Source organism: Acuticoccus mangrovi (assembly GCF_016411865.1).
Classification (GTDB): domain Bacteria; phylum Pseudomonadota; class Alphaproteobacteria; order Rhizobiales; family Amorphaceae; genus Acuticoccus; species Acuticoccus mangrovi.
On the sequence record NZ_JAEKJA010000005.1, the window covers coordinates 273,227 to 297,636 of the forward strand.

A 24,410-nucleotide genomic window follows, 5' to 3' on the forward strand; every position below is an offset into this window, starting at 1 on the left:
CCTGCACGCGTCCGCTCAACCTTTGCCCCCAACACATGGGGTTTCAGAGCCGATGTCTTCCAACTTTTCCGTCGCCAGCCTCGGCACGCCGAGGATCGGCCCGAGGCGCGAGCTGAAAGCCGCCCTCGAAAGCTATTGGGCCGGCCGCTCCGATGCGACCGCCCTCACCGAGACCGCCGCCGGCCTCAGGGCCGCGAACTGGGCGCGCCAGCGCTCCCGCGGCGTCACCGTGATCCCCTCCAACGACTTCTCGCTCTACGACCACGTGCTCGACACGAGCGTGATGGTGGGCGCGATTCCGGAGCGCTTCGGCTGGAGCGGCGGCCGGGTCGAGCTCGAGACCTACTTCGCGATGGCGCGCGGCCGCGAGGGGCAGGCCGTCGCCGGCGGCGTGGCGGCGCTCGAGATGACCAAGTGGTTCGACACCAACTACCACTACATGGTGCCGGAGTTCGCGCCGGATCAGAGCTTCTCCCTGGTGTCGGAAAAGCCGATCGCGGAATATCTCGAAGCGAAGGTGCTCGGCTACGAGACGCGCCCGGTGCTCCTCGGCCCCGTCACCTACCTCCTGCTCGGCAAGGCGGCGGGGATGGATCCGCTGACGCTGCTGCCCGGCCTGTTGCCGGTCTACGAGGAGGTGTTGCGACGCCTCGCGGCGGCGGGGGCGCAATGGGTGCAGATCGACGAGCCGTGCCTCGCTCTCGATCTCGACGTCCGCGCCCACGATGCGCTGCGGCAGGCGACGGCGGCCTTCGCCCGCACCGCACCCGGCCTCAAGGTGATGCTCGCGAGCTATTTCGGGCCCTTCGGCGGCAACGAGGCGACGGTGCTCGATCTCCCGGTGGCGGGGCTCCACCTCGATCTCGTCCGCGCCCCCGAGCAGCTGCCCCTGCTGCGCGAGGCTCCGCGCGGGCTGACCCTCTCGCTCGGCGTCGTCGACGGGCGCAACATCTGGCGCACCGACCTCTCCGCCGTGCTCGACCGGCTGATGCCGCTCGTCGGCGCCCGGAAGGTGGAGTTCGCGCCGTCCTGCTCGATGCTGCACGTGCCGATCGATCTCGACCTCGAAACCGACCTCGACCCGGACGTCGCGGCGTGGCTCGCCTTCTCGGTGCAGAAGATGGACGAGCTCGCGACGATCGCGACGGCGTTCGCCAAGGGGCGGGAGAGGGTCGCCGATGCGCTCGCCGCCTCCAACCAGGCGGTGCGCACCCGCTACGCCTCGGCCAAGGTGAACGATCCGGCGGTCAGGCGGCGCACGGCGAGCGTCGATGCGGCGATGTGCCGGCGCCCGAGCCCCTTCGAGGTGCGTCGCCGGGCGCAACAGGAACGGCTCGGGCTGCCGCTCTACCCGACCACCACCATCGGCTCCTTTCCCCAGACGAGCGAGGTGCGCAAGGCGCGCTCCGCCCACGCCAAGGGCGCGATGTCGGACGTCGACTACGACGCCTTCATCGCCGGGGAGATCGAGGCGGCGGTGCGCTGGCAGGAGGAGATCGGCATCGACATGCCGGTGCACGGCGAGTTCGAGCGCAACGACATGGTGCAGTATTTCGGCGAGCAGCTCGCCGGCTATGCCTTCACCCGGCATGGTTGGGTGCAGAGCTACGGCTCGCGCTACGTGCGCCCGCCGATCATCTTCGGCGACGTGTCGCGCCCCGCGCCGATGACGGTGAGGTGGTCCGCCCATGCGCAGAGCCTGACGAGGCGTCCGATGAAGGGCATGCTCACGGGGCCGGTCACGATGCTCCAGTGGTCCTTCGTGCGCGACGATCTCCCGCGCGCCGAGGTCTGCCGCCAGATCGCCCTCGCGCTGCGCGACGAGGTGGTCGACCTCGAAGCGGCGGGGCTCGCCGCGATCCAGGTGGACGAGCCGGCCTTCCGCGAGGGACTGCCGCTGCGCAAGGCCGACTGGGCCGCCTATCTCGACTGGGCGGTGGAGTGCTTCGGCCTCGCGACGTCGGGGGTCGCCGACACGACGCAGATCCACACCCACATGTGCTACTCGGAGTTCAACGACATCATCGAGTCGATCGGCGCGATGGACGCGGACGTGATCTCCATCGAGACCTCCCGCTCGCGCATGGAGCTGCTCGAGGCGTTCGTCTCCTACCGCTACCCCAACGAGATCGGGCCGGGCGTCTACGACATCCATTCGCCCCGCGTGCCGCCGGTCGGCGAGATGGTGCGGCTGCTTCAGAAGGCCGCGCAGCGGCTCGCGCCCTGGCAGATCTGGGTGAACCCCGATTGCGGCCTCAAGACGCGCCGGTGGGAGGAGGTGCGGCCGGCTCTCCTCAACATGGTCGCCGCGGCGCGGCGCATGCGGGCGGCGACCCCCGAGACGGAGGCCGCGGAATGACGGCGTCGGCCGGCGGGGAGGCGCGCGCGACGTCGCTCCTCGACGTCGTGTTCCCCGGCGAGACCAACCACCACGGCACGCTGTTCGGCGGAGCGGCGCTCGCGAAGATGGACAAGGTCGCCTTCATCACCGCCACGCGCCACGCGCCGGCGACGTTCGTCACCGCCTCGTGCGAGCGGATCGACTTCCTGGAGCCCGCCCGGCTCGGCGACATCGTCGAGCTCGTGGGGCGCGTGGTGCGGGCAGGGCGCCGCTCCCTCGGCGTGAAGGTGACGCTGACGGCGGAGGCGCCGGTATCGGGAGAGCGGCGGCGCGTCGCCGTCGGCATCTTCAACATGGTGGCGGTCGACGCCGCGGCCGCGATGCCGGAGCCTCCCGCCGCAGCACCGCCCGCGACCGGCGGCCGCGTGACCATGGCGGACTTCGTGATGCCCGGCGAGACGAGCCACTATGGCAGCCTCTACGGCGGCAGGGCGCTCGCGGCGATGGGCAAGGCGGCCTTCATCACCGCCTCGCGCGCCTGCCGGCGGCCGGTGGTGCTCGCCTCCACCAAGCGGCTCGACTTCACCGACCAGATCGGCGTCGGCGAGCTGATCGAGATCGACGCCGCCGTCGTCGCCACCGGCCGCACCTCGCTGACGGTGGCGGTGACGCTGACCGCCGAGACGCCGGCGAACGGCGAGCGCCGCCCCTGCGGTCACGGCACCTTCGTGATGGTGGCGACTGCCGCGGCGGGCGCGGCCCCGGCGGGCGGAGCCGCGGCGGCCTGAACGGTGGCGGCTTGCGAAGAAGGAAGGGGCGCCTGCGTGGGCGCCCCTTCCTCGCATCAGTCCCAGGCGAGGGCGCCGCCGGTCTGGTACTCCGTCACCCGCGTCTCGAAGAAGTTCTTTTCCTTTCTGAGGTCCATCGCCTCGCTCATCCAGGGGAACGGGTTCTCGGCGGGGCCGAAGACCGGGGCGAGACCGAGCTGGGCGCAGCGCCGGTTGGCGATGAAGCGCATATATTCTTCGCAGAGATCGGCGTTGAGGCCGAGGAAGCCCGACGGCATCGTGTCGCGTCCATAGGCCGCCTCCAGCGCGGCGGCGTCCTTCAGCATGCCGCGGACCTCGTCCTGGAAGGGGGCGGTCCACAGGTCCGGATTCTCGTGGCGGATCTGGTTGATGACATCGATGCCGAAGTTCAGATGGATCGATTCGTCGCGCAGGATGTACTGATATTGCTCGGCGATCCCGACCATCTTGTTGCGCCGGCCGAGCGACAGGATCTGCGCGAAGCCGGTGTAGAACCACATCCCCTCGAACACGACGTAGAACGCCACGAGGTCGCGCAGGAAGGCCTGATCGGCCTCCGCCGTTCCGGTGCTGAAGCTCGGGTCGTCGAGATGGCGGGTGTAGTTCAGCGCCCAGGCCGCCTTGTCGGTGATCGAGGGCACCTCGCGGTACATATTGAAGAGCTCGCCCTCGTCGAGGCCGAGGCTTTCGACGATGTATTGGAAGGTGTGCGTGTGCACCGCCTCCTCGAAAGCTTGCCGCAGGAGATATTGGCGGCACTCGGGGTTGGTGAGGTGGCGGTAGATCGCGAGCACGATGTTGTTGGCGACGAGGCTCTCGGACGCGGCGAAGAAGCCCAGATTGCGCTTCACCGCACGCCGCTCGTCCGCCGTCAGCCCGTTCGCCGACTTCCACAGCGCGATGTCGGCCTGCATCGAGACCTCGGTCGGCATCCAGTGGTTGTTGCAGGCGGCGAGATATTTCTCCCACGCCCAGCGATATTTGAGGGGGAGGAGCTGGTTCACGTCCGCGCGGGCGTTGATCATCGCCTTGTCGGAGACCGAGACGCGCGCCGCGCCCCGCTCGATGGTTTCAAGGCCCGAGGGCGCCGCGGGCTCCGCGAGGGTCGCCGGCGCGTGGTCGGCCGGTGCGTCGTCGATCGGCGCGCGGGTGGGCGGCGCGAGGGGCGTCGCCGGCGCCGTCGTCCAGTCGAGGGTGGGGGAAGGGGTCACTGGCAGGCCTCGCAGGTGGGATCGTCGAGAACGCACGCCGGTGCGGGGGCGGCGGCGACGGGAGAGGGGGCGACCGCGTTGAGCCGCCCGTCGGTCCCCTTGAGGGTGGACTTCTCCACGCTCGTCGCGGCGCGGGCGCGCAGATAGTAGGTCGTCTTGAGCCCGCGCTCGAAGGCGAGGCGGTAGAGCGCGTCGAGCGCCTTGCCCGAGGGGACGGCGAGATAGAGGTTCAGCGACTGGGCCTGGTCGATCCACTTCTGCCGCCGCGCCGCCGCCTCGATCAGCCAGCGGGCGTCGATCTCGAAGGCGGTGGCGTAGAGCGCCTTGAGGTCGTCCGGCACGCGGTCGATCTCGCCGAGGCTCCCGTCATAATATTTGAGGTCGGCCGCCATCACCTCGTCCCACAGGCCGCGGGCCTTGAGGTCGTGGACGAGCGCCGCGTTCACCACGGTGAAGTCGCCCGACATGTTCGACTTCACATAGAGGTTCTGGAAGATCGGCTCGATCGACTGCGACACGCCGCAGATGTTGGAGATGGTCGCCGTCGGGGCGATCGCCATGGTGTTAGAGTTGCGCATGCCGATGGTGGTCACGCGCTCGCGCAGCGCCGGCCAGTCGAGCGTCGTGGAGCGGTCGATGTCGAGCGTGCCGCGCGCCTCGGCCAGGAGCTCCACCGAATCGATGGGCAGAACTCCCTTCGACCACAACGAGCCGTCGAAGCTCGGATAGCGCCCCCTTTCGGCGGCGAGCTCCACCGAGGCCGAGATCGCGTGATAGGCGATCGCCTCCATGCTCTCGTCGGCGAAGCGCACGGCCGCCTCGCAGGCGTAGGGCACGCGCATGCGAGCGAGGGCGTCGGCAAAGCCCATCAGCCCCAGGCCCACCGGCCGGTGGTTGAGGTTGGAGCGCCGCGCTTCCGGGATCGTGTAGAAGTTGATGTCGATGACGTTGTCGAGCATGCGCATGCCGACGCGCACGGTGTCGGCGAGCTCAGCGTGGTCGAGCCCGTCCGGGCCGACGTGGGCGGCAAGGTTCACCGAGCCGAGATTGCAGACCGCGACCTCGTCGGCGGCGGTGTTGAGGGTGATCTCGGTGCACAGGTTGGAGGAGTGGACGACGCCCCGATGGCGCTGCGGCGAGCGGATGTTGCAGGGGTCCTTGAAGGTGATCCAAGGGTGCCCGGTCTCGAACAGCATGGTCAGCATGCGCCGCCACAGCTCCACCGCCCGCACGGTGCGGGCGATGCGCATCTCGCCCCGCGCGGCCTTCGCCTCGTAGGCTTCGTAGGCGGCCTTGAAGGCAGGGCCGTAGAGGTCGTGGAGGTCGGGCGTCTCGTCGGGCGAGAACAGCGTCCAGCTGTCGTCGGCCGCGACGCGCTCCATGAAGAGATCCGGCACCCAGTTGGCGGTGTTCATGTCGTGGGTGCGGCGGCGGTCGTCGCCGGTGTTCTTCCTGAGGTCGAGGAACTCCTCGATGTCGATGTGCCACGTTTCGAGGTAGGCGCAGACGGCGCCCTTGCGCTTGCCGCCTTGGTTCACCGCGATCGCCGTGTCGTTGGCGACCTTGAGGAAGGGCACCACGCCCTGGCTCTCCCCGTTGGTGCCGCGGATGTGGGCGCCGAGGCCGCGCACGGGCGTCCAGTCGTTGCCGATGCCGCCGGAGAATTTGGCGAGCAGGGCGTTGTCCTTCACCGACTTGAAGATGCCGCCGAGATCGTCCGGCACCGTGGTGAGGAAGCAGGAGGACAGCTGCGCGTGGCAGGTGCCGGCGTTGAAGAGCGTCGGCGTCGAGCACATGAAGCGGAAGGTGGACAGGCGCTCGTAGAAGGCGATCGCCATCCCTTCACGGTCGATCTCGCGCAGGGCGAGGCCCATCGCGACGCGCATGAAGAAGATCTGCGGCAGCTCGAAGCGCACGCCGGCATCGTGCAGGACGTAGCGGTCGACGAGGGTCTGAAGGCCGAGATAGTCGAAGTCGAGATCGCGCGTGGCGTCGATCGCGGCGCCGAGACGGTCGAGGTCGAAGCGGGCGAGCTCGGGGTCGACGCGGCCGGCGGCGATCCCCTTGGCGATCGCGGCCGACAGGGCCGGGGCGTAGCGCGCTGCCATGTCGGCGGCGCTCGCCTCCTCCGGCCGGCCGGCGAGGCCGCTCAGGACTTCGCGGCGCAGGCGGTGGAGGAGGAGGCGGGCGCTCGCGCGGGAGTAGTTCGGCTCCGCCTCGATCAGGGTGCGCGCGGCCATGATCGGGGCGAGGGTCAGCTCGTCCTCGCTGATCCCGTCGTAGAGGTTGCGCCGCGTCTCGGCGAGGATCGCGTCGGGGTCGACCCCGTCGAGCCCGTCCGCCGCCTCGGCGAGGAGGTGGGCGAGGCGCGCCTCGTCGAGCGGCACGAGGCTGCCGTCGGCCTGCCGCACCGAGAAGCGGGGGGCTGCCGGTGCCGCACCGCCTTGCCGGGCGAGGCGCTCGCGGGCGCGCGCCTCGCGGTAGAGCACGAAGGCGCGGGCGACCTTGTGGTGGCCGCCGCGCATCAGGGCGAGCTCGACCTGGTCCTGGATGTCCTCGATGTGCAGCGAGGCGCCGATCGGCGGGCGGCGGGTGAGGTTGGCGACGATCTCGGCCGCGAGCTCGTCGACGGTCTCGTGGATCCGGCGCGAGGCGGCCGCGCTCGCCCCTTCCACGGCGAGGAAGGCTTTGGTGAGCGCCACCTCGATCTTGGAGGGGTCGAACGCGGTGACGCTGCCGGAGCGGCGGATCACCCGGTATTCGACGAGCCCGTGCCGATCGCTCTCCGGCATGGCGCCGATCGCCGGCCGCGGCGGCACGACGCCGTTGCGGCCTGTGGTGGGCTCTGTTGTGAAGGACATCGGCTTGTTCCCCAGATCTGGGGGCAAAGGCCGAGCGGACACGCAACCACACCGTCCGTGGGACGGCGGTTTCGTGATCCACCAGGACACCCCGCCCGTGGACGTTCGTTCGCGTCACGGCAGGTCTCCTGGCTCGCGGGTCCTCACTCGCCCCGCCTTCCCGGCCGTGCGGCCAGTGGCTTGTCGGGGGTCGTTCGCCGCTTACAGTTGCGGGGGCAGCTTCGGCCTCGCCCGGCGTGCGGGCTCACCGAATTCCCTCTTCGCCTCCGACGTGAATCGAAGGACCGTGACGCAATATGTTGTGCTTGGTTCGCTGCTCAGCGTCAATATCTGGTGGCGCTATCCACATCCATCTGTGGAGCGCGTGTCGATGAACCGCCTCACGCGACCTCGTCGGTGGTGCGTTGAGGCCGCTCGCCCCGGTTGCCGAGGGTGACGGCGGCGAGCAGCGCCACCGTGAGGACGAGCACCGCGCCGCTATAAGGGCGCAGGAAGATCGCCACGAAGCTGCCGTCGGTCATGATGAGGCTCTGGCGCAGGCTCTCTTCGACGAGCGGCCCGAGGACGAGGCCGATCGCGAGCGCCGCCAGCGGCACCCCGGCGAGGCGCAGCACGAAGCCGACGACGCCGGCGACGAGGCAGGTGATCACGTCCGCCCCGCTGCCGGCGAGGGAGTAGGCCCCGATCATCGAGAACAGCGTGATCGCACCGAGGAGGATCGCCGTCGGCACCGCGAGGATGCGGGCGAAGACACCGGTGAGGGCCGCCCCGATCAGCGCCATCAGGATGTTGATGATGATGAAGGCGGCGAACAGGCTGTGAATGAAGCCCGGATCGCGCATGAAGAGGAAGGGGCCCGGCTGGACGCCCTTGACGATCAGCAGCGAGACGATGAGCGCCGTGACCGCGTCGCCCGGAATGCCGAGGGCGAGGCTCGGCACCAGCGCGCCGCCGGTCACCGCGTTGTTCGCCGCCTCGGAGGCGATGATGCCTTCCGGCTCGCCCTTGCCGAAATTGGCGCGGAAGCGGCCGGAGCGCTTCGCCTCCACGTAGCTGATGAAGGACGCCGCGGTGGCGCCCGTGCCCGGCAGGATGCCGATGCCGGTGCCGATCAGGCACGACTTCAGCAGCGTCTTCAGCCGCGCCGCGACGGCGGACCACGGCGGCAGGCGGAAGGCGAGGGCGGAGGTGTCCACCGCGGTCGGCGTGTCGACGGAGCGGGCCTGCATGAACACCTCGGAGAGCGCGAAGAGGCCGATCAGCACGGCGACGCGGTTCACCCCGCCGCTCAGCTCCAGCACGCCGAAGTCGAAGCGGAGGTCGCCGGTCATCGGATCGCTGCCCACCACGGCGACGAAGAGGCCGACGACGGCGGCGATGAGCCCCTTGATGACGCTGCCGCGCGAGACGGCGACGACGCAGGTGAGGGCCATCAGGGTGAGGGCGAAGAATTCGGGCGGCCCGAAGCGCAGCGAGAAGGTTGCGACGGGCGCCGCGATCAGCATCAGGACGACGGCGCTGAAGGTGCCGCCGACGAGGGAGGCGAGCGTCGCCCAACCGATGGCGAGGCCGGGCTGTCCGCCGACGGCCATCGGGTAGCCGTCGAGCGAGGTCGCGGCCGACTGGGGCGTGCCGGGCATGTTGATGAGGATCGCCGAGACGGAGCCGCCGTAGACCGAGCCGGCGTAGACGCCGATGAGCAGGACGATGCTCGGCAGCGCATCCATGCCGAAGGTGAAGGGGAGCACGACGGAGAGGCCGAGGATGGAGCCGAGGCCGGGGATGGCGCCGACCACGACGCCGAGCGCCGTGCCGCCCACCATGGCGAGCAGCGTGTCGGGACGCAGGAGCGTGAGGAGGATGTCGAGCATCGCGGTCTCGTCAGGGAAGCTGGACGCCGAGGACGCTCTCGAACAGCAGGAACAGCCCGAGTGGCATGGCGATGGCGGTGGCGGCGAGCACGGTCAGCCGCCGATAGCCGAGGATGAGGCCGACGGCGGCGCTGTAGAGGATCGCGGCCGGCACGAAGGGGAGCCGGGTGAAGAACAGCGCGTAGCCGGTGGTGAGGACGAGGCTGCCGCCGACGGGCAGCGCATAGCGGGATAAGTCGAGCCGCAGCGCCGCGGAGGGGCCGACGAGCGCCTTCGCGATCAGCGCGACGGAGAGGAGGGCGAGCACCGCGAGGAGGATGCGCGGGTAGAACACCGCGTTGTAGGCCGTGCCGAGGCCGGTTCGCTGGTAGACGTCGGACAGCGTCTCCAAGAACAGGACCGCGCACACGACGAGCAGTACGGCGGCGAAGATGAGATCCGCGATTCGCGTGCTCATGGCGACGGGCTCGCCCGGTCCGTCACTGCTGGGTCATGCCGGCGGCCGCGAGGAGGCGCTTGAACTTATCGGACTCCTCCACCGCGAAGCTGTTGGTCTCGTCCATGCCGGTATAGAGATCCGGCACCTTCACCGTTTCGAGGAGCGACTGGTACTCGTCGGAGGCGACGGCGGCGGCGCAGGCGTCTTCGAGCTGGGCGAGGCGGGCCGGGTCGACGCCCTTCGGCGCGAACATCGCGCCCCAGATGACGTGCGCCATGTCGTAGCCGAGCTCCTTCACCGTCGGCACGTCCGGAAGATCGGCGAGCCGCTCGTCGGTGAAGACGGCGAGGGGGCGGATCGGATTGGAGGCGATCGGCACGATCTGGATCGGCACCATGTCGATGTGGTGGCCGAGGAGGTTGCGCACGTTGCCGGTGTCGCCGCCTTGGGTCGGAAGGTGCGTCCACTCGACGCCCGCCTTCTGGCCGAGCTCCACCATCGCAAGGTGCGGCAGCGAGCCGGGGCCGGGCGAGCCGTACTTCAGCTCGCCCGGATGGGCCTTGGCGTAGCCGATCACGTCGTCGAGCGTCTTGAAGTCCGAATCGTCGCTCACCACCAGCGCCATCGGGCTCGAGTAGGGCTTGCAGATGTAGTCGAACGACGAGACGTCGTAGGCGAGGTGGCGCAGGTGCGGCTGCATGGTGAACGGCGCCAGCGCCGAGACGCCGACGGTGTTGCCGTCGGGCTTGGCCCGCGCCACCTCGGTGGTGCCGAGTGTGCCGGCCGCGCCGGGGCGGTTGAGGATCACGATGTCGGTGCCGAGCGTCTTCTCCATGGAGAGCGCCAACGTGCGGGCGTAGACGTCCGACGAGCCGCCGGCCCCCCAGGGAACGATGAGGGTGAGCGGATCGGCCGCGTGGGCGGCCGGCGCCAGCGAAACGGCGAGGCCGAGGGCGGCAAGGGCGCGCATCACCGGGCGGGCGAAGAGGCGAGCCATAGGTGCATCTCCTTCAGGCGGCCGGAAGCGGTGTGTGGTCCCGATGTTGCACCCCCGGCCGCAGGATGCCTCGTCGAGCCGCGATCTGTGAAAGCTCGGCCACGACCCCCTCGGGCATTTCCGCGGGACCGACAACCGTCTCAGCCGTTTCTATTATGTCAACGCTGTAGACATTGAAGTCTCTCCCCGGCTAACTGTCAACTCGCAACGAGGGCAGGGGGCCGCATGAAAACCGTTCGCAACGCCATCAGCGTCCTGAACGCCTTTTCCCTCGATCGGCCGGAGATGAGCCTTGCCGAGCTGAGCGCGCGGGTGGGGATCGACAAGGTCATCGTCCACCGCCTCCTGCGCACGATGAAGGAGGAGCGCTTCGTCGAGCAGGACCCGAGCACGCGGCACTACCGGCTGGGGCCGGCGGTGGGAGACCTCGCCGCCGTGCGCCGGGCGCTGCTGCGCCCGATCGAGCACGCCGCCGACCGGCTGCTACCGGTTCACGCCAAGCTGAACGAAACGATCCACCTCGCCCAGCTCGAGGGTGGCTTCGTGGTGGTGACGTTCGTGGCGCTCTGCACCCAGGAGCTGCGCACGGTGATGGAGGTGGGCGAGCGCCTGCCGATCTACTGCACCGGCCCCGGCCTCATCTACCTCGCCTATGGCGACGACCGCTTTCGCGAGATGCAGCTGTCGGGCCGGCTGCGTCGCCGCGCGTCGAACACGGTGACCGACCGCAAGACGCTCGAAGCGATGCTGCCCGGCATCCGCGAGGCGGGGCTCGCGGTGGTCGACGGCACCTATTCGGACGGCTCCAAGGGCATCTCGTCGCCGATCTTCGGGGCCGACGGGCGGGTGATCGGGGTGGCGAGCGTGCTAGGCCCGAGCAGCCGGCTGCAGGGCGCCGACGAGGCCCGGGCGATCGCCACGATCAAGGACGCGACGCTGCGGATCTCCAAGCGCCACGGCTATCGCCCGCCGGACGCCGACGACACCGCCAGCGACGCCGAGGAGATCCTGGCATGAGCGAGGCGTCCTCGACCCCGTCGCCGCTGTCCATCCGCCTCCTCGGCACGGGCGGACCCTGGGTCAATCCGAAGCGCTACGGTCCGTCGGCGTTGATCTCGGTGGGCGAGGAGCGCCTGCTCTTCGACACCGGCCGCGGCGTCGGCATCCGCCTCGTGGAGGCGGGCGAGGATCCGGGACGCCTCTCGATGGTGTTCCTGACGCACCATCACCTCGACCACATCAGCGACCTCGGCGACATCATGATCACCTCATGGCTGCGGGGGCGGTCGAAGGAGCTCGTGATCTACGGCCCCACCGGCACGGCGGCGATCGTCGACGCGCTGCTGACGAAGGTCTATGCCAAGGACATCGAGTGGCGCTCCGACGGCGAGCCGACCTGGGGCGGCTGGCAGCCGGTGCGCGCCATCGACGTGGGGCCGGGCGTGGTGATCGACACCGGCGCCTGGCGGGTGAGCTGCGAAGAGGTGGTGCACGGCCACGCGCTGCCCTTCCGTCCCGAGTTCCTGGAGACGTGGCGCTGTCTCGGCTATCGCTTCGAAGCGGGCGGCAAGGTGATCACGCTGAGCGGCGACACGGTGGACTGCGAGGGGGTGCGCCGGCTCGCCAAGGGGGCCGACGTCCTCGTCCATTGCTGCTTCGCCGGCGATGCGGAGGTGGCGCACAGCAAGCACTTGTCGGAGGTGGGGCGGCACACGCTCGCCACCGCGAGCCAGGTCGCGAGGGTGGCGCGCGACAGCGGTGTCGGGCACCTGGTGCTCACCCATCTGCGTCCGAAGCCGCCCGAGATGATCGAGGCCCTGCGCGGCGAGGTGCGGGCGATCTACGACGGCGAAGTCACCGTCGGCGAGGACCTCCACCTCGTCTCGCTCGCCTGATGCGAGTAGGGCGGGGGCGCGATGTCCCTCGCCCGCTGCGCCTCAGCGCTTGGGATAGATCCGGACCGGAAGCTTCGTCGGCACGAGGCCGAGCGAAACGTCGCCCCGCGGCACGTCGCCGATGAGCTCGAACCGCTCTACGCGATTGCCGAGGATGGTGAAGGCTTCCGTCATTTCCATCCGGGCGAGCGGGGCACCGACGCAGGCGTGCGAGCCGAAGCCGAACGTCATGTGCGGGGAGGGCTCGCGCGACACCTCGAAGCGCTCGGGGTGCTCGTAGACGTCCTCGTCGCGGTTCACCGCCATCGCGAGCACCGTCGCCACCTCGCCCTTGTGCGCGGGCATGCCGCCGAACTCGGTCTCGTCCACCGCCTGGCGGGAGATGTGGTGGGTGATCGAAGCGTAGCGCATGCCCTCTTCCACCACGCTCGGCGCCACGCCCTCGGGATCGGCGGTGAGCTTTGCCCACTCCGCCGGGTTCTCCAGCAGGGCGAGGGTGGTGTTTTCGAGCTGGCGGCGGGTGGTGTCCATCCCCGCTCGCGTCAGCTCCATGGCGATGCCCACGACCTCGAGCTCGCGATGGCCTTCCATCTCGCGGATCAGCTCGCTGAAGATGTCGTCCTTGAGGTCCTCGCGGCGCTCGCGCAGAAGGTCGAGAAGGTAGGCTTCGAGGGCGCGCCAGGCCGTTTCGACCTCGGCGAGCTCCTCCACCGCGATGAACATGTTGGTCCACCGGGCGCTGCTGTCGACCCAGGCCGACACCATGTCGATGTCGGAGAGGGGCAGCCCCAGCATCGGCGCCAGCACGCGGGCGGGGAAGGGATGAAAGAGCTCGGAGACGAGGTCGCCCTCGCCGCGCTCCAACAGCGGCTCCAACAGGCCGACGAAGAGGTCGTGGATGCGCGGGCGCAGCGTCTCGATAACGCGCGTGCGGAACACCTTCGTCAGGATCTTGCGCAGCTCGGCGTGCTCGGGCCCGTGCCGCGTCAACAGCGGCTCCTTGGTCCGCTCGGCGAGGTAGGGGCTCACCTCCTCGGGGATGTGATAGACCGAGATCGGCAGGTCGCGCCGCAGGATGTGCCGCGCCTCGTTGCGCTTCAGCACGACGAGACCGGTCTCGGTCGTCGCGAACGGGCACTTCTTGGCGAGATCGCCCATGAAGGCGACGGGGGCGTCCCGATACTCCTTGTCGTCCCATCCGAACGACGGAAGCTTGTCTTCGCTCTTGATCATCGGCCTGTTCCTTGGTCAGTCATCATCGCGAACCGGGGGCCCACACCGACGTGTGGGTTGCGACACGGATCCTGGGGCAAGCGCCGTGCCGAGTGGCGCGCGGACGCGGGGTCTAGTCGGGGCATCCGGCCTTCATCCAGGCCTCGAACAGCGTGATCTGGGCTTCGGGCCATTGCCGGTCGCAGGGCATGTCGCCGGCGACCAGCCGATCGAGGATCATCTCAGCGTTCTCCCGCACGTCGGCGACCCGCCACAGGTCGAAGGCGAACAGCATCTGATCCCGGTCGAACTGCAGGAACAGCGGCTTCACGTCCTGCTCGAAGCTCACCTTCGCGCCGTCGTCCATACCCTCGGCTCCGCCCTACGTCTGTCGCTCGATGATGCGGTGGGCCGCGGCGCCGTCGACGTGACCCGCGTGCGGTCGCGCCGTTCCGGAGCGGCCCGAGACACGAAGAATCACAAGACGTTAGCGATGCGTCCCAATTCATCTATCTAACTGGGATAATTCGTACTTTGACTGATAAGGGACCATGTGATGAACCTCTGGTCAATAGTGCAATTCGATCATTTTTTGGGCGTCTTGGCGCGAGTCCTGCCGTCTCGGCAGGCGGCGTCGCGCCTGCCGGCGGGGGCGTGGCTCAGGCCGGGTCCGCGGCGTCGAGGGCGGCGAGCACCGCCTCCGGGCTGAACGGCATGGCGTTGACGCGCACGCCGGTCGCGTCCTCGATGGCGTTGCCGATCGCGGCGGCGATCGACAGCATCCCGGCCTCGCCGATCCCCTTGAGGCCGCCGGGGCCCGGACCGCGCATGTGCTCGGTGACGAACACCTCGAAGTGCTCCGGCAGGTCGGCGGCCTGGGCGACCCGATAGGTCCACGGCGTGGCGTTCTCCGGCTGGAGCGCCGGCGTGTAGCGCAGGCTCTCGAACATCGCCTGGCCGTAGGCCTGGATCGCCGCGCCGGCCACCTGGCCTTCGCAAGCGCGGCGGCTGATGATCCGCCCCGCGTCGCTGCCGACGACGAGGCGGTGGACGGTGACGCGCCCGGTCTCGCGGTCGACGCTCACCTCCGCCCCGGTCCAGCACGGCATCCAGAAGAGGTTCTGCGAGCGCAGCGGGGCGCCGTCGTCGTAGGGTACCTTGACGTGGCCGTAGGCGGTGAAGGCGAAGCCCTGGCCGCCATAGTAGCCGCGCACCATCGGCTCGAGCGGATGGAGGGCGCCGTTGCGACGCACCGCCCACCCTTCGAGGGCGAGGTCGGCGGGGGCGCACTGGAGCTGCTCGGCGGCGAAGGCGAGGATCTCCTCGCGCACGCTCGCAGCGGCCTCGGCGACGGCCGACCCGGTCACGACCGTGCCGCAGCTCACGTGGGTGCCGTTGTTGAGCGGCGTCACGTCGGTGTCGATCGCGCCGTAGCGGGCGTCGGCGGCGTCGAGGCCGAGCACGTCGGCGGCGATCGAGCAGAGCGTCGTGCCGGCGCCCTGGCCGATCTCCGCGGTGGCCGCGAGCACCGTGATCCTGCCGCTCTGGCTCACCTTGACGATGGCGCCGGCGTGGTTGCCCGTGCCGCCGCCGTCCTTGATGCCGACGGCGAGGCCGAAGCCGTGTCCGGCCTTCTTCGGCGCCCGGTAGCCGAGGCGGGTGCAGACCTCGTCGAGCCCGCCCTTGAGGTCGCTGTCGATGGCGCTGTCGCCCGGGGCGAAGGGCTCGTCGGGGCCGAGAAAATTCATCACGCGCAGGTCGTAGGGGTCGATGCCGAGGCGGTGGGCGATCATGTCCATCTGGCATTCGGAGGCGTAGCTCGCCTGGGTGCCGCCGAAGCCGCGGAAGGAGCCGGCGGGCACCTTGGTGGTGCGCACCACGCGCGAGCGCACGTCGAGCGCATCCCAGTGGTAGGCCCCGGCGATGCGGAAGCCGGTCTTCAGCGCCACCATCACGCTCGCATCGCAATAGGCGCCGCCGTCGAGCACGATGTCGGCGCGGCGGGCGAGGAGGCGGCCGTCGGCGCCGACGGCGGTGGTGAGGGTGAGCTCGGCGGCGTGTTTGGTGAGGGTGAGGATGCTCTCGTCGAGCGTCAGCGCGAGCCGCACCGGCCGCCTCGCCTTCTGCGCGATGAGGGCGACGAGCGGCTCCATCTTGCAGTAGCTCTTGCCGCCGAAGCCACCGCCGATCAGCGGCGTATGCACGCGGATGTCGGTATCGGGCATGCCGAAGATGCGCGAGAGGTCGGCGCGCAGCATGAACGGGTCCTGGTTGGACGACCACAGTTCGAGCCGCCCGTCCTCGAAGCGCGCGACGTTGACGTGCGGCTCGAGGTGGTAGTGGTTGATCGCCGAGAAGGCGAAGCTGTCGGTGAAGACGTGATCGGCCCGGTCGAGAGCCGCGTCCACCCCGCCGCGCGTATAGGTGTACTCGTAGAGGACGTTGGGCGCGGGCTCCTTGCGGCTCGTGGAGCCGGCTCCGACGGGAAGCGCGAAGCCCGGCTGCGGCTCCTCAAAGAGGAGCGGCGCGCCGGGAGCGAGCGCCGCGGCGGGATCGGGAAGCGCTGGAAGCGGATCGTAGTCGACATCGACGAGGGCGAGGGCGGCGAGCGCCGTGCGCTCGTCCCGTGCCGCGACGGCGACCACCGCCTCGCCCACGTGCCGCACCTTGTCGATCGCGATGACCGGCTGGTCCTGGATGGTGAAGCCGTAGGTGGGCAGAGCCAGCGCCCGCGCGTCCGCCCCGGTGACGATCGCGACCACGCCCGGCAGCGCCGCCGCCTTGGCCGTGTCGATGCCGCGGATGCGGGCGTGGGGGTGCGGGCTGCGCAGCACCTTGGCGTGCAGCATGCCCGGCAGGGCGGCGTCGAAGGCGTAGCGCGCGGCGCCCGTCACCTTGGCGTGGCCGCCTTGCTGCGGCGGCTCGGGGTGGGAGGGCAGCGCCGGGTGGATGCGGTTGCTCGGCAGCAGCAGGCTCATGCCGCCACCTCCCGGTTGAGGCGCGCCGCCGTCTCCACCGCCTCGATGATGGCGAGGTAGCCGGTGCAGCGGCAGACGGCGCTGCCGAGCCAGTCCGTGATCGTCGCCCGGTCGGGATCGGGGTCGCGCTCCAAAAGGGCCGTCACGAGGAGGATCAGCCCGCCGGTGCAGAAGCCGCACTGGAAGCCCTGGACGTCGAGGAAGGCGCGCTGGACGGCGCTCAGCGTGCCGTCCGGCCTGGCGAGGCCCTCGATGGTGACGATGTCGCGCCCCTCGGCCTCGAAGGCGAAGGTGGAGCAGGCCGCCATCGGGATCCGGTCGACGAGGACGGTGCACGCGCCGCAGACGGCCTGATCGCATCCGACCTTGCAACCGACGAGCTGGAATTCGTCGCGGATCACGTCGGCGAGGACCGTTTCGGGGTGGACGGCGGTGCTGACGGGAGCGCCGTTGATGGTGAAGCTCACCGTGAGTGTCATGATGCTGCGTCGGGTCCAGGGAGAATGCGGGCGAGGCGGGCGGCGAGGACGCCCACCATGCGCCGCCGGTAGGTCGAGGAGGCGAGGCCGTCGCTCTTGGGCGGGGGCAGCGCCGCGGCGGCTGCGGCGGCGACGTCGGTCTCCCCGGCGGCGAGCCGCAGCAGGAGGGGCCGCTGGTGAGCGCAGCCGACGGCGAGGCGCAGCGCACCGGTCGCCGCCTCGCGCCCGGCGAACACCGACACGATCGGGCGGAGGCTCCGGTCGAAGGCGAAGCGGGCGTCGGCGCCCGCCGGCACCTCGACGGCGAGGAGGAGGCGCCGCTCGTCCGGGGCGAGAGCGGCGGCGGGGAGCCTCGCCTCGCCGTCCCCGTCGGCGAAGACGAGGTCGGCGCCGAGCGCCATCAGCGCCGGCCAGACGTCGAAATTCGGCTTCTGCGACATGACGCTACCGCCGACGGTGCCCTTCATGCGGATGCGCGGATTGGCGACGCCGCCGACGAGGCGGGCGAAGGCGGGCGCGAGCCGCGCCGCCTCCGCGCTCTCGGCGAGCGCCGCGTAGGTGGTCGTGGCGCCGATGCGCAGACCCCCTTCGGTCGCCTCGACGCCGCCGAGCGCGAGGCCGGACAGCGGCATCAGACGCTCGATCCGCTCGCCGAACTTCATGCGGTCGACGAGGTCCACCCCGCCGCCCATCGGCACCGCGCCGGCGAGGGCGGCCTCGGCCGCCGCCGCCGTGTCGCCGACGCGCACGAGCGCGAACGGGGCGATGCGCTGACGGCCGCGCAGGGCGACGAGAGGGGGCGGCTCAGAACTGGTCACGGGGGCGAACCTCGATGAGATCAAGCGAGACGTGGTCGGGTGCCGTCACCGCGTGGAGGATGGCGGCGGCGACGTCGGCGGGCTGGAGCCAGTCGTACGTGCGGGCGGCGTAGCTCGCCTTGATCGCCGGGTCGTCGATCGCGCGCATCACGTTGGTGCGCACGAGGCCGGGGGCGATCTCCGACACGCGGACGCCGTGCGGCGCGAGCTCGGCCCGCAGCCCGGCGGTGAAGCCGGCAACGGCGTGCTTGGTGGCGGCGTAGACGGCGTTGGTGGGCCCCGCCCGACGGGCGAGAAGGGACGAGACGTTGACGATGTGGCCCCGTCCGCGCTCGCGCATGCCGCGCCCGACGGCGCGGGTGAGGCGCATCAGCGACAACACGTTGATCTCGAAGACGGCGGCCCAGTCGGCCGGATCGCTGTCGAGGAAGGGGGCGTGCTTCAGCGCGCCGGCGTTGTTGACGAGGATGTCGACCGGACCGGCGGCCTCGGCGAGCGCGGCGACGAAGGTGGGGTCGGTGAGATCCCCGGCGAGGGTCCGCACCGTCGCGGCGGCGGCGACCTCGGCGAGGCGCGCGGCGTCCCGCCCGGTGGCGAGGACGGCGGCACCGGCCTCGGCGAGGGCCGTTGCCGTCGCCGCGCCGATGCCGGAACTCGCGCCGGTGACGAGGGCGGTGCGGCCTTCAAGCGGCGTCATCGGGGCTCCTCCGCGATCTCCACGCGGCCGCCGTCCTCCTTCGCGGACACCGCGGTGAGCGCTTCGCCATGGCAGGGGCCGCGCACGCAAAGCCCGTCCTCCGGCCGGAAGAGGGCGCCGTGGCCGGTGCACTTCAGGTAGCGCCCGGAGCGCGACAGGACGCGCTCGGGCACCCAGTCGAGCGGGATGCCCATGTGGGGGCAGGCGTTCCGGTAGGCCCGCACCGTGCCGCCGTGGCGCAGCACGAGGAGGTTCGTCGCCGCCCCCCGCTCCCCGGCCGGCAGCAGAACCGGCCGGCCTTCCTCGATCTCCTCGGTGCGCAGGATGACGACCGTCACGCGAACTCGCCGGCCGGGATCGGCGCGCCGAGCCGCCGCACCACGACGAACTCGGCGAGCGACACGAGCAGGAAGAGGCCGACGCCGATGCCGCACAGAAGCAGGATCGCCGACAGGGCGAGCGCCGTCTCCGCAGCCGAGGAGGTGAACATCACGATGTAGCCGAGGCCGGCCTGGGCGGTGACGAACTCGCCCACGACGATGCCGATCACCGACATCGTGACGCCCACCTTGAGGCCGGCGAAGATGTAGGGGACGGCGTAGGGAAAGCGCACCGCGAGAAAGGTCTGCCAGGGCGAGGCGGTGAGCGAGCGGCAGAGGCGCAGCGCGTCGCGGCTCGTGCTCGACAGCCCCGTCGCCGTCGACACGGCGATCGGGAAGAAGGCGATGAAGACGGCGAAGGCGAGCCGCGAAGGCGTGCCGACGCCGAGCCACACGATGAAGAGCGGGGCGAGGGCGATCTTCGGGATCACCTGGAAGAACACCATGTTGGGATAGAGCGCCTGGCGCACCCGCTCCGAGGAGGCGATGGCGGCGCCGAGGACGATGCCGAGGAGGGAGGCGAGGGCGAAGCCCATCACGACCTCCTTCAGCGTCGGCACCGCCTGCTGAAGCAGGATGGCGTAGTGCTGCTGCAACGCTTCGATGACGGCCGACGGCGGCACCATCGTCATCGACGAGACGCCGGAGAGCGGCACGCCGATCTCGAGCGCCACCATCACGGCGAGGAAGAAGAGCGGCGCGAGGATCAACCGCCGCAGCCCACCGAGCCGCCAGCGGCGGCCGGCGCGGGGCACGGTCTCGGTGGCGGTGGTCTTGTCGGCTGCGGCGATGCTCATCGTTGGGACCTCAGGAGAGCAGCTTGCCGAACTCGGAGACGCGCGCCTTCACGGCATCCCACTGCTCGGTGGTGAGCGTCTGACTGCCGACATAGTCGTTGGTGAAGACGTCCTCGACGGCGGGCTTCGTCATTTCCGGCGTGCCGTTGTAGGTCATCACGAGGTCGATCATGTCGGTGTAGATCGTCGGGTCGCCGTAGCCGATGGCGTGGTCGATCGCTTCAGGCTGGGCGATCGCATATTGCCACATGCCGAGGCCGATGCGGGCGAACTCCTTGCCGTTCTGGTTGAGCGCCATTTCCGGCACCGCCTTGAAGAAGAGCTCGGTGGATTCCTCGGGGTCGGTCATGGTGAAGGCGATCGCCTCCGTCAGCCCCTCGACCACGGCCTTGGTCACGCCCGGATCGGCGGCGATCGTCTCCGGGTTCGACACGATCGTCTGGCCGTAGGTCTGCAGCCCGCCGGAGGAATAGAGGATCCAGCGCACGTCGAGACCCTTCGACAGCATCACCGGCATGCTCGACGAGCCGATGCCCATGATGGCGTCGACCTGCCGCTCGGTCAGCGCTCGCTCGAGCACCTTGTTGTCGAGGTGGACGAGCTCGACATCGTCGGGGTTGATGCCGGAGCGCTCCAGATAGACCGGGAAGAAGGGATATTCGGCCGACGTCGGGACCGCACCGATCTTCTTGCCGACGAGGTCGGCGGCGCTCTTGATCGGCGAATCGGCGAGCACGCCGACGCCCATCATCGCGTCGTAGTCGACGGTCGCGATGGCGGTGATCGGCAGGCCCTGGGCGATGCCGAGGATGAGGGGCATCGCGAGGACGACGCCGTAGTCGAACTGCTTGGCGGCGAGCGACTGGGCGGCGGGCAGCGAGCCGAAGCCGCGGCTGATCGAGACGTTCAGCCCGTCGAAGAAGCCCTTTTCCTTCGCAACGTACGTGTAGAGCGAAGAGCCTTGCGGAAGCCAGGCGAGGGTGAAGCTCACGTCGCGGGTCTGGGCGATCGCCGGCATGGCGAGGCCGCCGGTCATGCCGGCGGCTGCGCCGGCGGCGCCATATTTCAGGATCTGACGGCGGCTCGGCGTGCGAAGGGACATGGCTTTCTCCTCGTGGCGGGGCTGGGGTCCGTTCTGCCCGGGGCAGGACGTGGGCTCGGCGGATGCCGAGGATGCGGAAGGGGCCGGACGGGACCGCCGCCCGGCCCGTAGGATCAGGCGGCCTTGGCGAAGGCCGGCAGGATCGGGCTGTCGACGGCGATGGGCGTTCCCTTGCGGATCGCCATGTCCGAGCGCAGCAGCTCCTTCGCCACCTGCTCCACGCCGTTGGCGTCGACGAGATGCCACTCGCCCGGCACCACCGTGAAGATCGACACGTCGGCGTCCATGCCCGGCGACAGCGCGCCGATCTCGTCCTCGAGGCGCAGGAGCTTCGCCGCGTTCGAGGTGGTCATCTTGATCACGTCGTGGAGCGACACGCCGACGGCCATCAGCTCGCTCATCGCGTGGTGCAGGCCGAACGGGGTGGCGAAGGGGGAGGCGTCCTCCTCGTCGGCGACGATGTCGGTCTCGGTGAACATGCCCTTGTACCAGCGGCCACCGTCGGCGGAGCGGATGTTGTAGCCGTGGAGATCGGCGCCGATCGTATAGGGGAGCAGCCCGGCGCCGACGACCGCCTTGGCGTTCTCGAAGGAGAAGTGCGCGCCGCGGCCGACGTCCATCACCACGCCGCGCTCGAGCGCCTCGTAGACGAGCGGGTGGATCGAGCCGTCGGGCGCGACGATGCCGCTCGGATAGCGCGTGAAGGGGTGGGCGAGGATATCGCCCTCGTCGAGGAGGGGCACCACCTCGTTGAGGATCTGCGCGGCGTCGACGGTGGCGCCGTCCTTCTCCGGCCAGAGCGTGCCGAGATGGACGTAGACCGGCAGGCCGAGTTCGCGGCCCGCCTGCTTCGCGAGCTTCAGCGACTCGAGGCCCCAGCGGGAGTAGCCGCCCGGCTCGGCGTGGGCCTTGATGCCGCGCACCATGTCGGCGTTCTCGCGCGCCGCCTTCACCACCGCGTCGACGTTGATGCCTGTCGGCCCGTAGAGGTCGACATAGCGGTGGCCGAGCAGGCCGCCGGCGAGGTAGGCGGAGATGAAGGACAGCACCCGCGAGGTCGACTGGTTGGCGATGAACTGGCGGAAACCCTCGATGGTGAGGGCCGACGCGCCGCCCTGGTCGACGAGCGTCGTCACCCCCGAGCGTACGCCCACGAGGTCGGCGTTGAGGCCGAAGTCGCCGGACACGTGCTCGAAGATGTGGGCGTGGGTGTCGATGAGGCCGGGGGTGACGATGGCGCCGGTGGCGTCGATGGTCTCGGCGCCGGGGGCGTGGATGTTGGGGCCGACGGCGGCGATCTTGCCGTCGGCGATGGCGACGTCCATGACGCCGTCGATGTCGTTGGCGGGGTCGATGACGCGGCCGCCCGTGATGACGAGGTCGATCTTGCCGGGGACGGCGGTGATGGGGGCGCTCGGTTCGCTTCCGGTTGCCATGGTTGTGGTTCCTCCAGAGGTGCCTAGGCCGCGAAGTGGCGGGCCAGGAACCGATCGATGAGTTCGGAGAAGGCGGCCGGCTGCTCGATCGGGATCATGTGCCCGCTATCGGCCACCTCGAGATATTCAGCGCCGGGGACGAGCTCGGCGATCTTCTGCATGCCGGCCGGCTTGGTGAGGACGTCGTCGACGCCCGCCACGACGAGGGTCGGCACGGCGACGGCCGGCAGCGTGCCGGTCACGTCGAAGTCGTAGAGCGCGCGGGTCGCGCTCGCGAGGGCGGCCTGATCGGCCGTCACGCGCCACTCGAGGAAGGCCTCGAGGGTGTCGGGGTGCCGCTCGCGCCAGGCGGGGGAGAAGATCGAGGCAGCGGCGATCTCGGCGGCGGCACGGGCCCCGTCGACGGCTTCGGCGGCGAGGCGCTTCTCCATGTTCTCTCGCGTGGAGGCGGCCGACGCGGGCGAGGTGGAGACGAGCATCAGCGCCGACACGAGCTCGGGCCGATCGCGCATGATCGTCTGGGCGATCATGCCGCCTTGGGAGAAGCCGACGAGGCAGATGTCGGCAAGGCCCAGCGCGTCGATCACGCCGATCCAATCGGCGGCGAGCATGTCGATGGAGTAGGGGCCTTCCGGCTTGTCGCTGAGGCCGTGGCCGCGGCTGTCGCCGGTGACGGTGAGGTAGCGCCCGGCAAGGCGCTCCGCCTCGCCCGCCCAGAGGCGGCGATCCCAGCCGAGACCGTGGATGAACACGATCGGCTTGCCGGCGCCGCGCAGGGTGACGCCCATCGTGATGTCGCCGACGGGCACGAGGCGTGCGTCGCCCCTGTCCATCATGTCGGGGGTGAACAGCATAATCTATCCCGAGTACCAGCGGCGCGCGACGCGCTCGGCGAGGATCACCGCGCCGAAGATCGCGAGCCCGATTACGCACAGCATCACCAAGGCGGCGAAGATCGCCGTGGTCTCTGCGCGCGAGGAAGCGAGGAGGATGTAGAAGCCGAGCCCGGCCTGGGCGGAGATGAACTCGGCGATGACCACGCCGATCACGCACATGGTCGCCGAGATCTTCAGCCCGTTGAAGAAATAGGGCAGGGCGAACGGCACGCGGACCTGGAAGAAGATCTGTCCGCTCGTGGCGGTCAGCGAGCGGCAGAGGCGGATGGCGGTGGGGTCGGTCTGCTGGAGGCCGGCCGTGGTGGATACCACGATGGGGAAGAAGGACAGGAAGGTCGCGAAGAAGAGGCGCGACTCCGAGCCGATGCCGAGCCAGATCACGAAGAGCGGGGCGAGCGCCACCTTCGGCACCAGCTGAAAGGCGACGATGTTGGGCTGCAGCATGTCGCGCATGAAGGGCGAGGCGGACATGATGCCCGCGAGCACGGTGCCGACCGCGATCGCGATGAAGAGGGCGCCGACAGCCTCGGCGCCGGTATATTGGGCGTGGTAGGCGAGCGTGCCGAAGGTCTTGACGAAGTTGGTTGCGATCGCCGTCGGCGCGGGCAGGTTGACGGCGGGGATCGACCAGATCCGCACCACCGCTTCCCACACGGCGAGGACGCACGCGGCGGTGCCGATCGGCAGGATCCACGGCAGCGCCGCGTTGACGAGCCAGGCCGCGCGGCCGGACGCCGCCGACCCCGTCGCTGCGCCGGGGATCGTCGCGTCCGCCATTAGCCCGCCCCCATCGCCGCACCCTTGCGGTTGTGCTCGATGATGCTCTTGAGGTGGGCGCAGATCTCGGTGAACTCCTTCGTGTCGGCGACCGAGGCGTCGCGCGGGCGGCCGAAGGGCAGGCGCAGGTCCTCCACGATCTTCGACGGGCGGCGCGCCATCACCAGCACCCGGTCGGCGAGCAGCACCGCCTCGCGGATCGAGTGGGTCACGAAGAGGGCCGTCTTGTGGTGGCGCTCCCAGATGTCGAGCATCGCCTCGCCCATCTCGTCGCGGGTGATCGCGTCGAGGGCGGAGAAGGGCTCGTCCATCAACAGAATGTCGGGATCGTAGACGAGCGCGCGGCAGATCGCGACGCGCTGGCGCATGCCGCCGGAGAGCTGGTGCGGCCGGGCGTTCTCGAAGCCCGCAAGG

22 protein-coding genes and 1 riboswitch are annotated in these 24,410 nt (G+C 70.1%); of the genes, 4 read left to right on the plus strand and 18 right to left on the minus strand.

The annotated features are described in order from the left end of the window. Positions 1–52: 52 nt before the first annotated feature. Together metE and JCR33_RS07945 are read left to right on the plus strand one after the other, a co-directional pair. Positions 53–2,359 (plus strand): 5-methyltetrahydropteroyltriglutamate--homocysteine S-methyltransferase, encoded by a 2,307-nt coding sequence (gene metE / locus JCR33_RS07940; protein WP_198881491.1) that lies wholly within the window; start codon positions 53–55, stop codon positions 2,357–2,359. Beyond that, the gene (locus JCR33_RS07945) at positions 2,356–3,129 is read left to right on the plus strand and encodes an acyl-CoA thioesterase (protein WP_198881492.1); all 774 of its coding nucleotides are present in this window, start codon (positions 2,356–2,358) and stop codon (positions 3,127–3,129) included. Before metE ends, JCR33_RS07945 begins: the two co-directional genes overlap by 4 nt. Before the next feature lie 56 nt (positions 3,130–3,185). Here the strand turns inward: JCR33_RS07945 and JCR33_RS07950 are convergent, their stop codons facing one another. The 5 genes from JCR33_RS07950 to JCR33_RS07970 all read right to left on the minus strand — a co-directional run bounded on the left by JCR33_RS07950 (position 3,186) and on the right by JCR33_RS07970 (position 10,529). Further along, complete coding sequence (locus JCR33_RS07950; protein ID WP_332461144.1) at positions 3,186–4,289, minus strand: ribonucleotide-diphosphate reductase subunit beta; 1,104 nt, start codon at positions 4,287–4,289, stop codon at positions 3,186–3,188. 68 nt (positions 4,290–4,357) lie between these two features. Beyond that, positions 4,358–7,153, minus strand: a complete 2,796-nt coding sequence (locus JCR33_RS07955) for a ribonucleoside-diphosphate reductase subunit alpha (protein WP_232372438.1) — start codon at positions 7,151–7,153, stop codon at positions 4,358–4,360. A gap of 170 nt (positions 7,154–7,323) precedes the next feature. Further along, a riboswitch (cobalamin riboswitch) is annotated at positions 7,324–7,526 on the minus strand. A gap of 76 nt (positions 7,527–7,602) precedes the next feature. Further along, positions 7,603–9,093 (minus strand): tripartite tricarboxylate transporter permease, encoded by a 1,491-nt coding sequence (locus JCR33_RS07960; RefSeq protein WP_198881495.1) that lies wholly within the window; start codon positions 9,091–9,093, stop codon positions 7,603–7,605. 10 nt (positions 9,094–9,103) lie between these two features. Beyond that, positions 9,104–9,550, minus strand: coding sequence for a tripartite tricarboxylate transporter TctB family protein (locus JCR33_RS07965; RefSeq protein WP_198881496.1), 447 nt, complete (start codon positions 9,548–9,550; stop codon positions 9,104–9,106). Between the two features lie 22 nt (positions 9,551–9,572). Next, entirely contained in the window at positions 9,573–10,529 is a 957-nt protein-coding gene (locus JCR33_RS07970; RefSeq protein ID WP_198881497.1) for a Bug family tripartite tricarboxylate transporter substrate binding protein, read from the minus strand. A gap of 225 nt (positions 10,530–10,754) precedes the next feature. Between JCR33_RS07970 and JCR33_RS07975 the strand changes: the two genes are divergently transcribed. Together JCR33_RS07975 and JCR33_RS07980 are read left to right on the plus strand one after the other, a co-directional pair. After that, the gene (locus JCR33_RS07975; protein ID WP_198881498.1) at positions 10,755–11,546 is read left to right on the plus strand and encodes an IclR family transcriptional regulator; all 792 of its coding nucleotides are present in this window, start codon (positions 10,755–10,757) and stop codon (positions 11,544–11,546) included. Continuing rightward, the gene (locus tag JCR33_RS07980) at positions 11,543–12,424 is read left to right on the plus strand and encodes an MBL fold metallo-hydrolase (RefSeq protein WP_198881499.1); all 882 of its coding nucleotides are present in this window, start codon (positions 11,543–11,545) and stop codon (positions 12,422–12,424) included. The genes JCR33_RS07975 and JCR33_RS07980 overlap by 4 nt, the downstream gene beginning before the upstream one ends. Before the next feature lie 42 nt (positions 12,425–12,466). Here JCR33_RS07980 and JCR33_RS07985 read toward each other — a convergent pair whose 3' ends face one another. The 13 genes from JCR33_RS07985 to JCR33_RS08045 all read right to left on the minus strand — a co-directional run. Further along, on the minus strand, positions 12,467–13,657 hold the full coding sequence (locus JCR33_RS07985; RefSeq protein WP_198881500.1) for a cytochrome P450: 1,191 nt from the start codon (positions 13,655–13,657) through the stop codon (positions 12,467–12,469). Positions 13,658–13,769: 112 nt separating this feature from the next. Next, positions 13,770–14,003: a hypothetical protein gene (locus tag JCR33_RS07990; protein WP_198881501.1), complete on the minus strand. Its 234-nt coding sequence runs from the start codon at positions 14,001–14,003 to the stop codon at positions 13,770–13,772. A 292-nt stretch (positions 14,004–14,295) separates the two neighbouring features. Then, complete coding sequence (locus tag JCR33_RS07995; protein WP_198881502.1) at positions 14,296–16,614, minus strand: xanthine dehydrogenase family protein molybdopterin-binding subunit; 2,319 nt, start codon at positions 16,612–16,614, stop codon at positions 14,296–14,298. After that, the gene (locus tag JCR33_RS08000) at positions 16,611–17,093 is read right to left on the minus strand and encodes a (2Fe-2S)-binding protein (protein WP_198881503.1); all 483 of its coding nucleotides are present in this window, start codon (positions 17,091–17,093) and stop codon (positions 16,611–16,613) included. The genes JCR33_RS07995 and JCR33_RS08000 overlap by 4 nt, the downstream gene beginning before the upstream one ends. Continuing rightward, positions 17,090–17,911, minus strand: a complete 822-nt coding sequence (locus JCR33_RS08005; protein ID WP_198881504.1) for an FAD binding domain-containing protein — start codon at positions 17,909–17,911, stop codon at positions 17,090–17,092. Before JCR33_RS08005 ends, JCR33_RS08000 begins: the two co-directional genes overlap by 4 nt. Further along, positions 17,898–18,608, minus strand: coding sequence for an SDR family oxidoreductase (locus tag JCR33_RS08010; protein ID WP_198881505.1), 711 nt, complete (start codon positions 18,606–18,608; stop codon positions 17,898–17,900). The genes JCR33_RS08005 and JCR33_RS08010 overlap by 14 nt, the downstream gene beginning before the upstream one ends. Continuing rightward, positions 18,605–18,946 (minus strand): Rieske (2Fe-2S) protein, encoded by a 342-nt coding sequence (locus tag JCR33_RS08015; RefSeq protein WP_198881506.1) that lies wholly within the window; start codon positions 18,944–18,946, stop codon positions 18,605–18,607. The genes JCR33_RS08010 and JCR33_RS08015 overlap by 4 nt, the downstream gene beginning before the upstream one ends. Continuing rightward, positions 18,943–19,785, minus strand: coding sequence for an ABC transporter permease (locus JCR33_RS08020; RefSeq protein WP_198881507.1), 843 nt, complete (start codon positions 19,783–19,785; stop codon positions 18,943–18,945). Before JCR33_RS08020 ends, JCR33_RS08015 begins: the two co-directional genes overlap by 4 nt. A gap of 10 nt (positions 19,786–19,795) precedes the next feature. Beyond that, complete coding sequence (locus tag JCR33_RS08025; protein ID WP_198881537.1) at positions 19,796–20,887, minus strand: ABC transporter substrate-binding protein; 1,092 nt, start codon at positions 20,885–20,887, stop codon at positions 19,796–19,798. A gap of 113 nt (positions 20,888–21,000) precedes the next feature. Continuing rightward, positions 21,001–22,323 (minus strand): amidohydrolase/deacetylase family metallohydrolase, encoded by a 1,323-nt coding sequence (locus JCR33_RS08030; protein WP_198881508.1) that lies wholly within the window; start codon positions 22,321–22,323, stop codon positions 21,001–21,003. Between the two features lie 23 nt (positions 22,324–22,346). After that, positions 22,347–23,177 (minus strand): alpha/beta fold hydrolase, encoded by an 831-nt coding sequence (locus JCR33_RS08035; RefSeq protein ID WP_198881509.1) that lies wholly within the window; start codon positions 23,175–23,177, stop codon positions 22,347–22,349. A 3-nt stretch (positions 23,178–23,180) separates the two neighbouring features. Beyond that, positions 23,181–23,996, minus strand: a complete 816-nt coding sequence (locus JCR33_RS08040; protein WP_198881510.1) for an ABC transporter permease — start codon at positions 23,994–23,996, stop codon at positions 23,181–23,183. Then, on the minus strand, positions 23,996–24,410 hold a 415-nt coding region (locus tag JCR33_RS08045; RefSeq protein WP_198881511.1), incomplete at its 5' end, for an ABC transporter ATP-binding protein. The genes JCR33_RS08040 and JCR33_RS08045, both read right to left, overlap by 1 nt.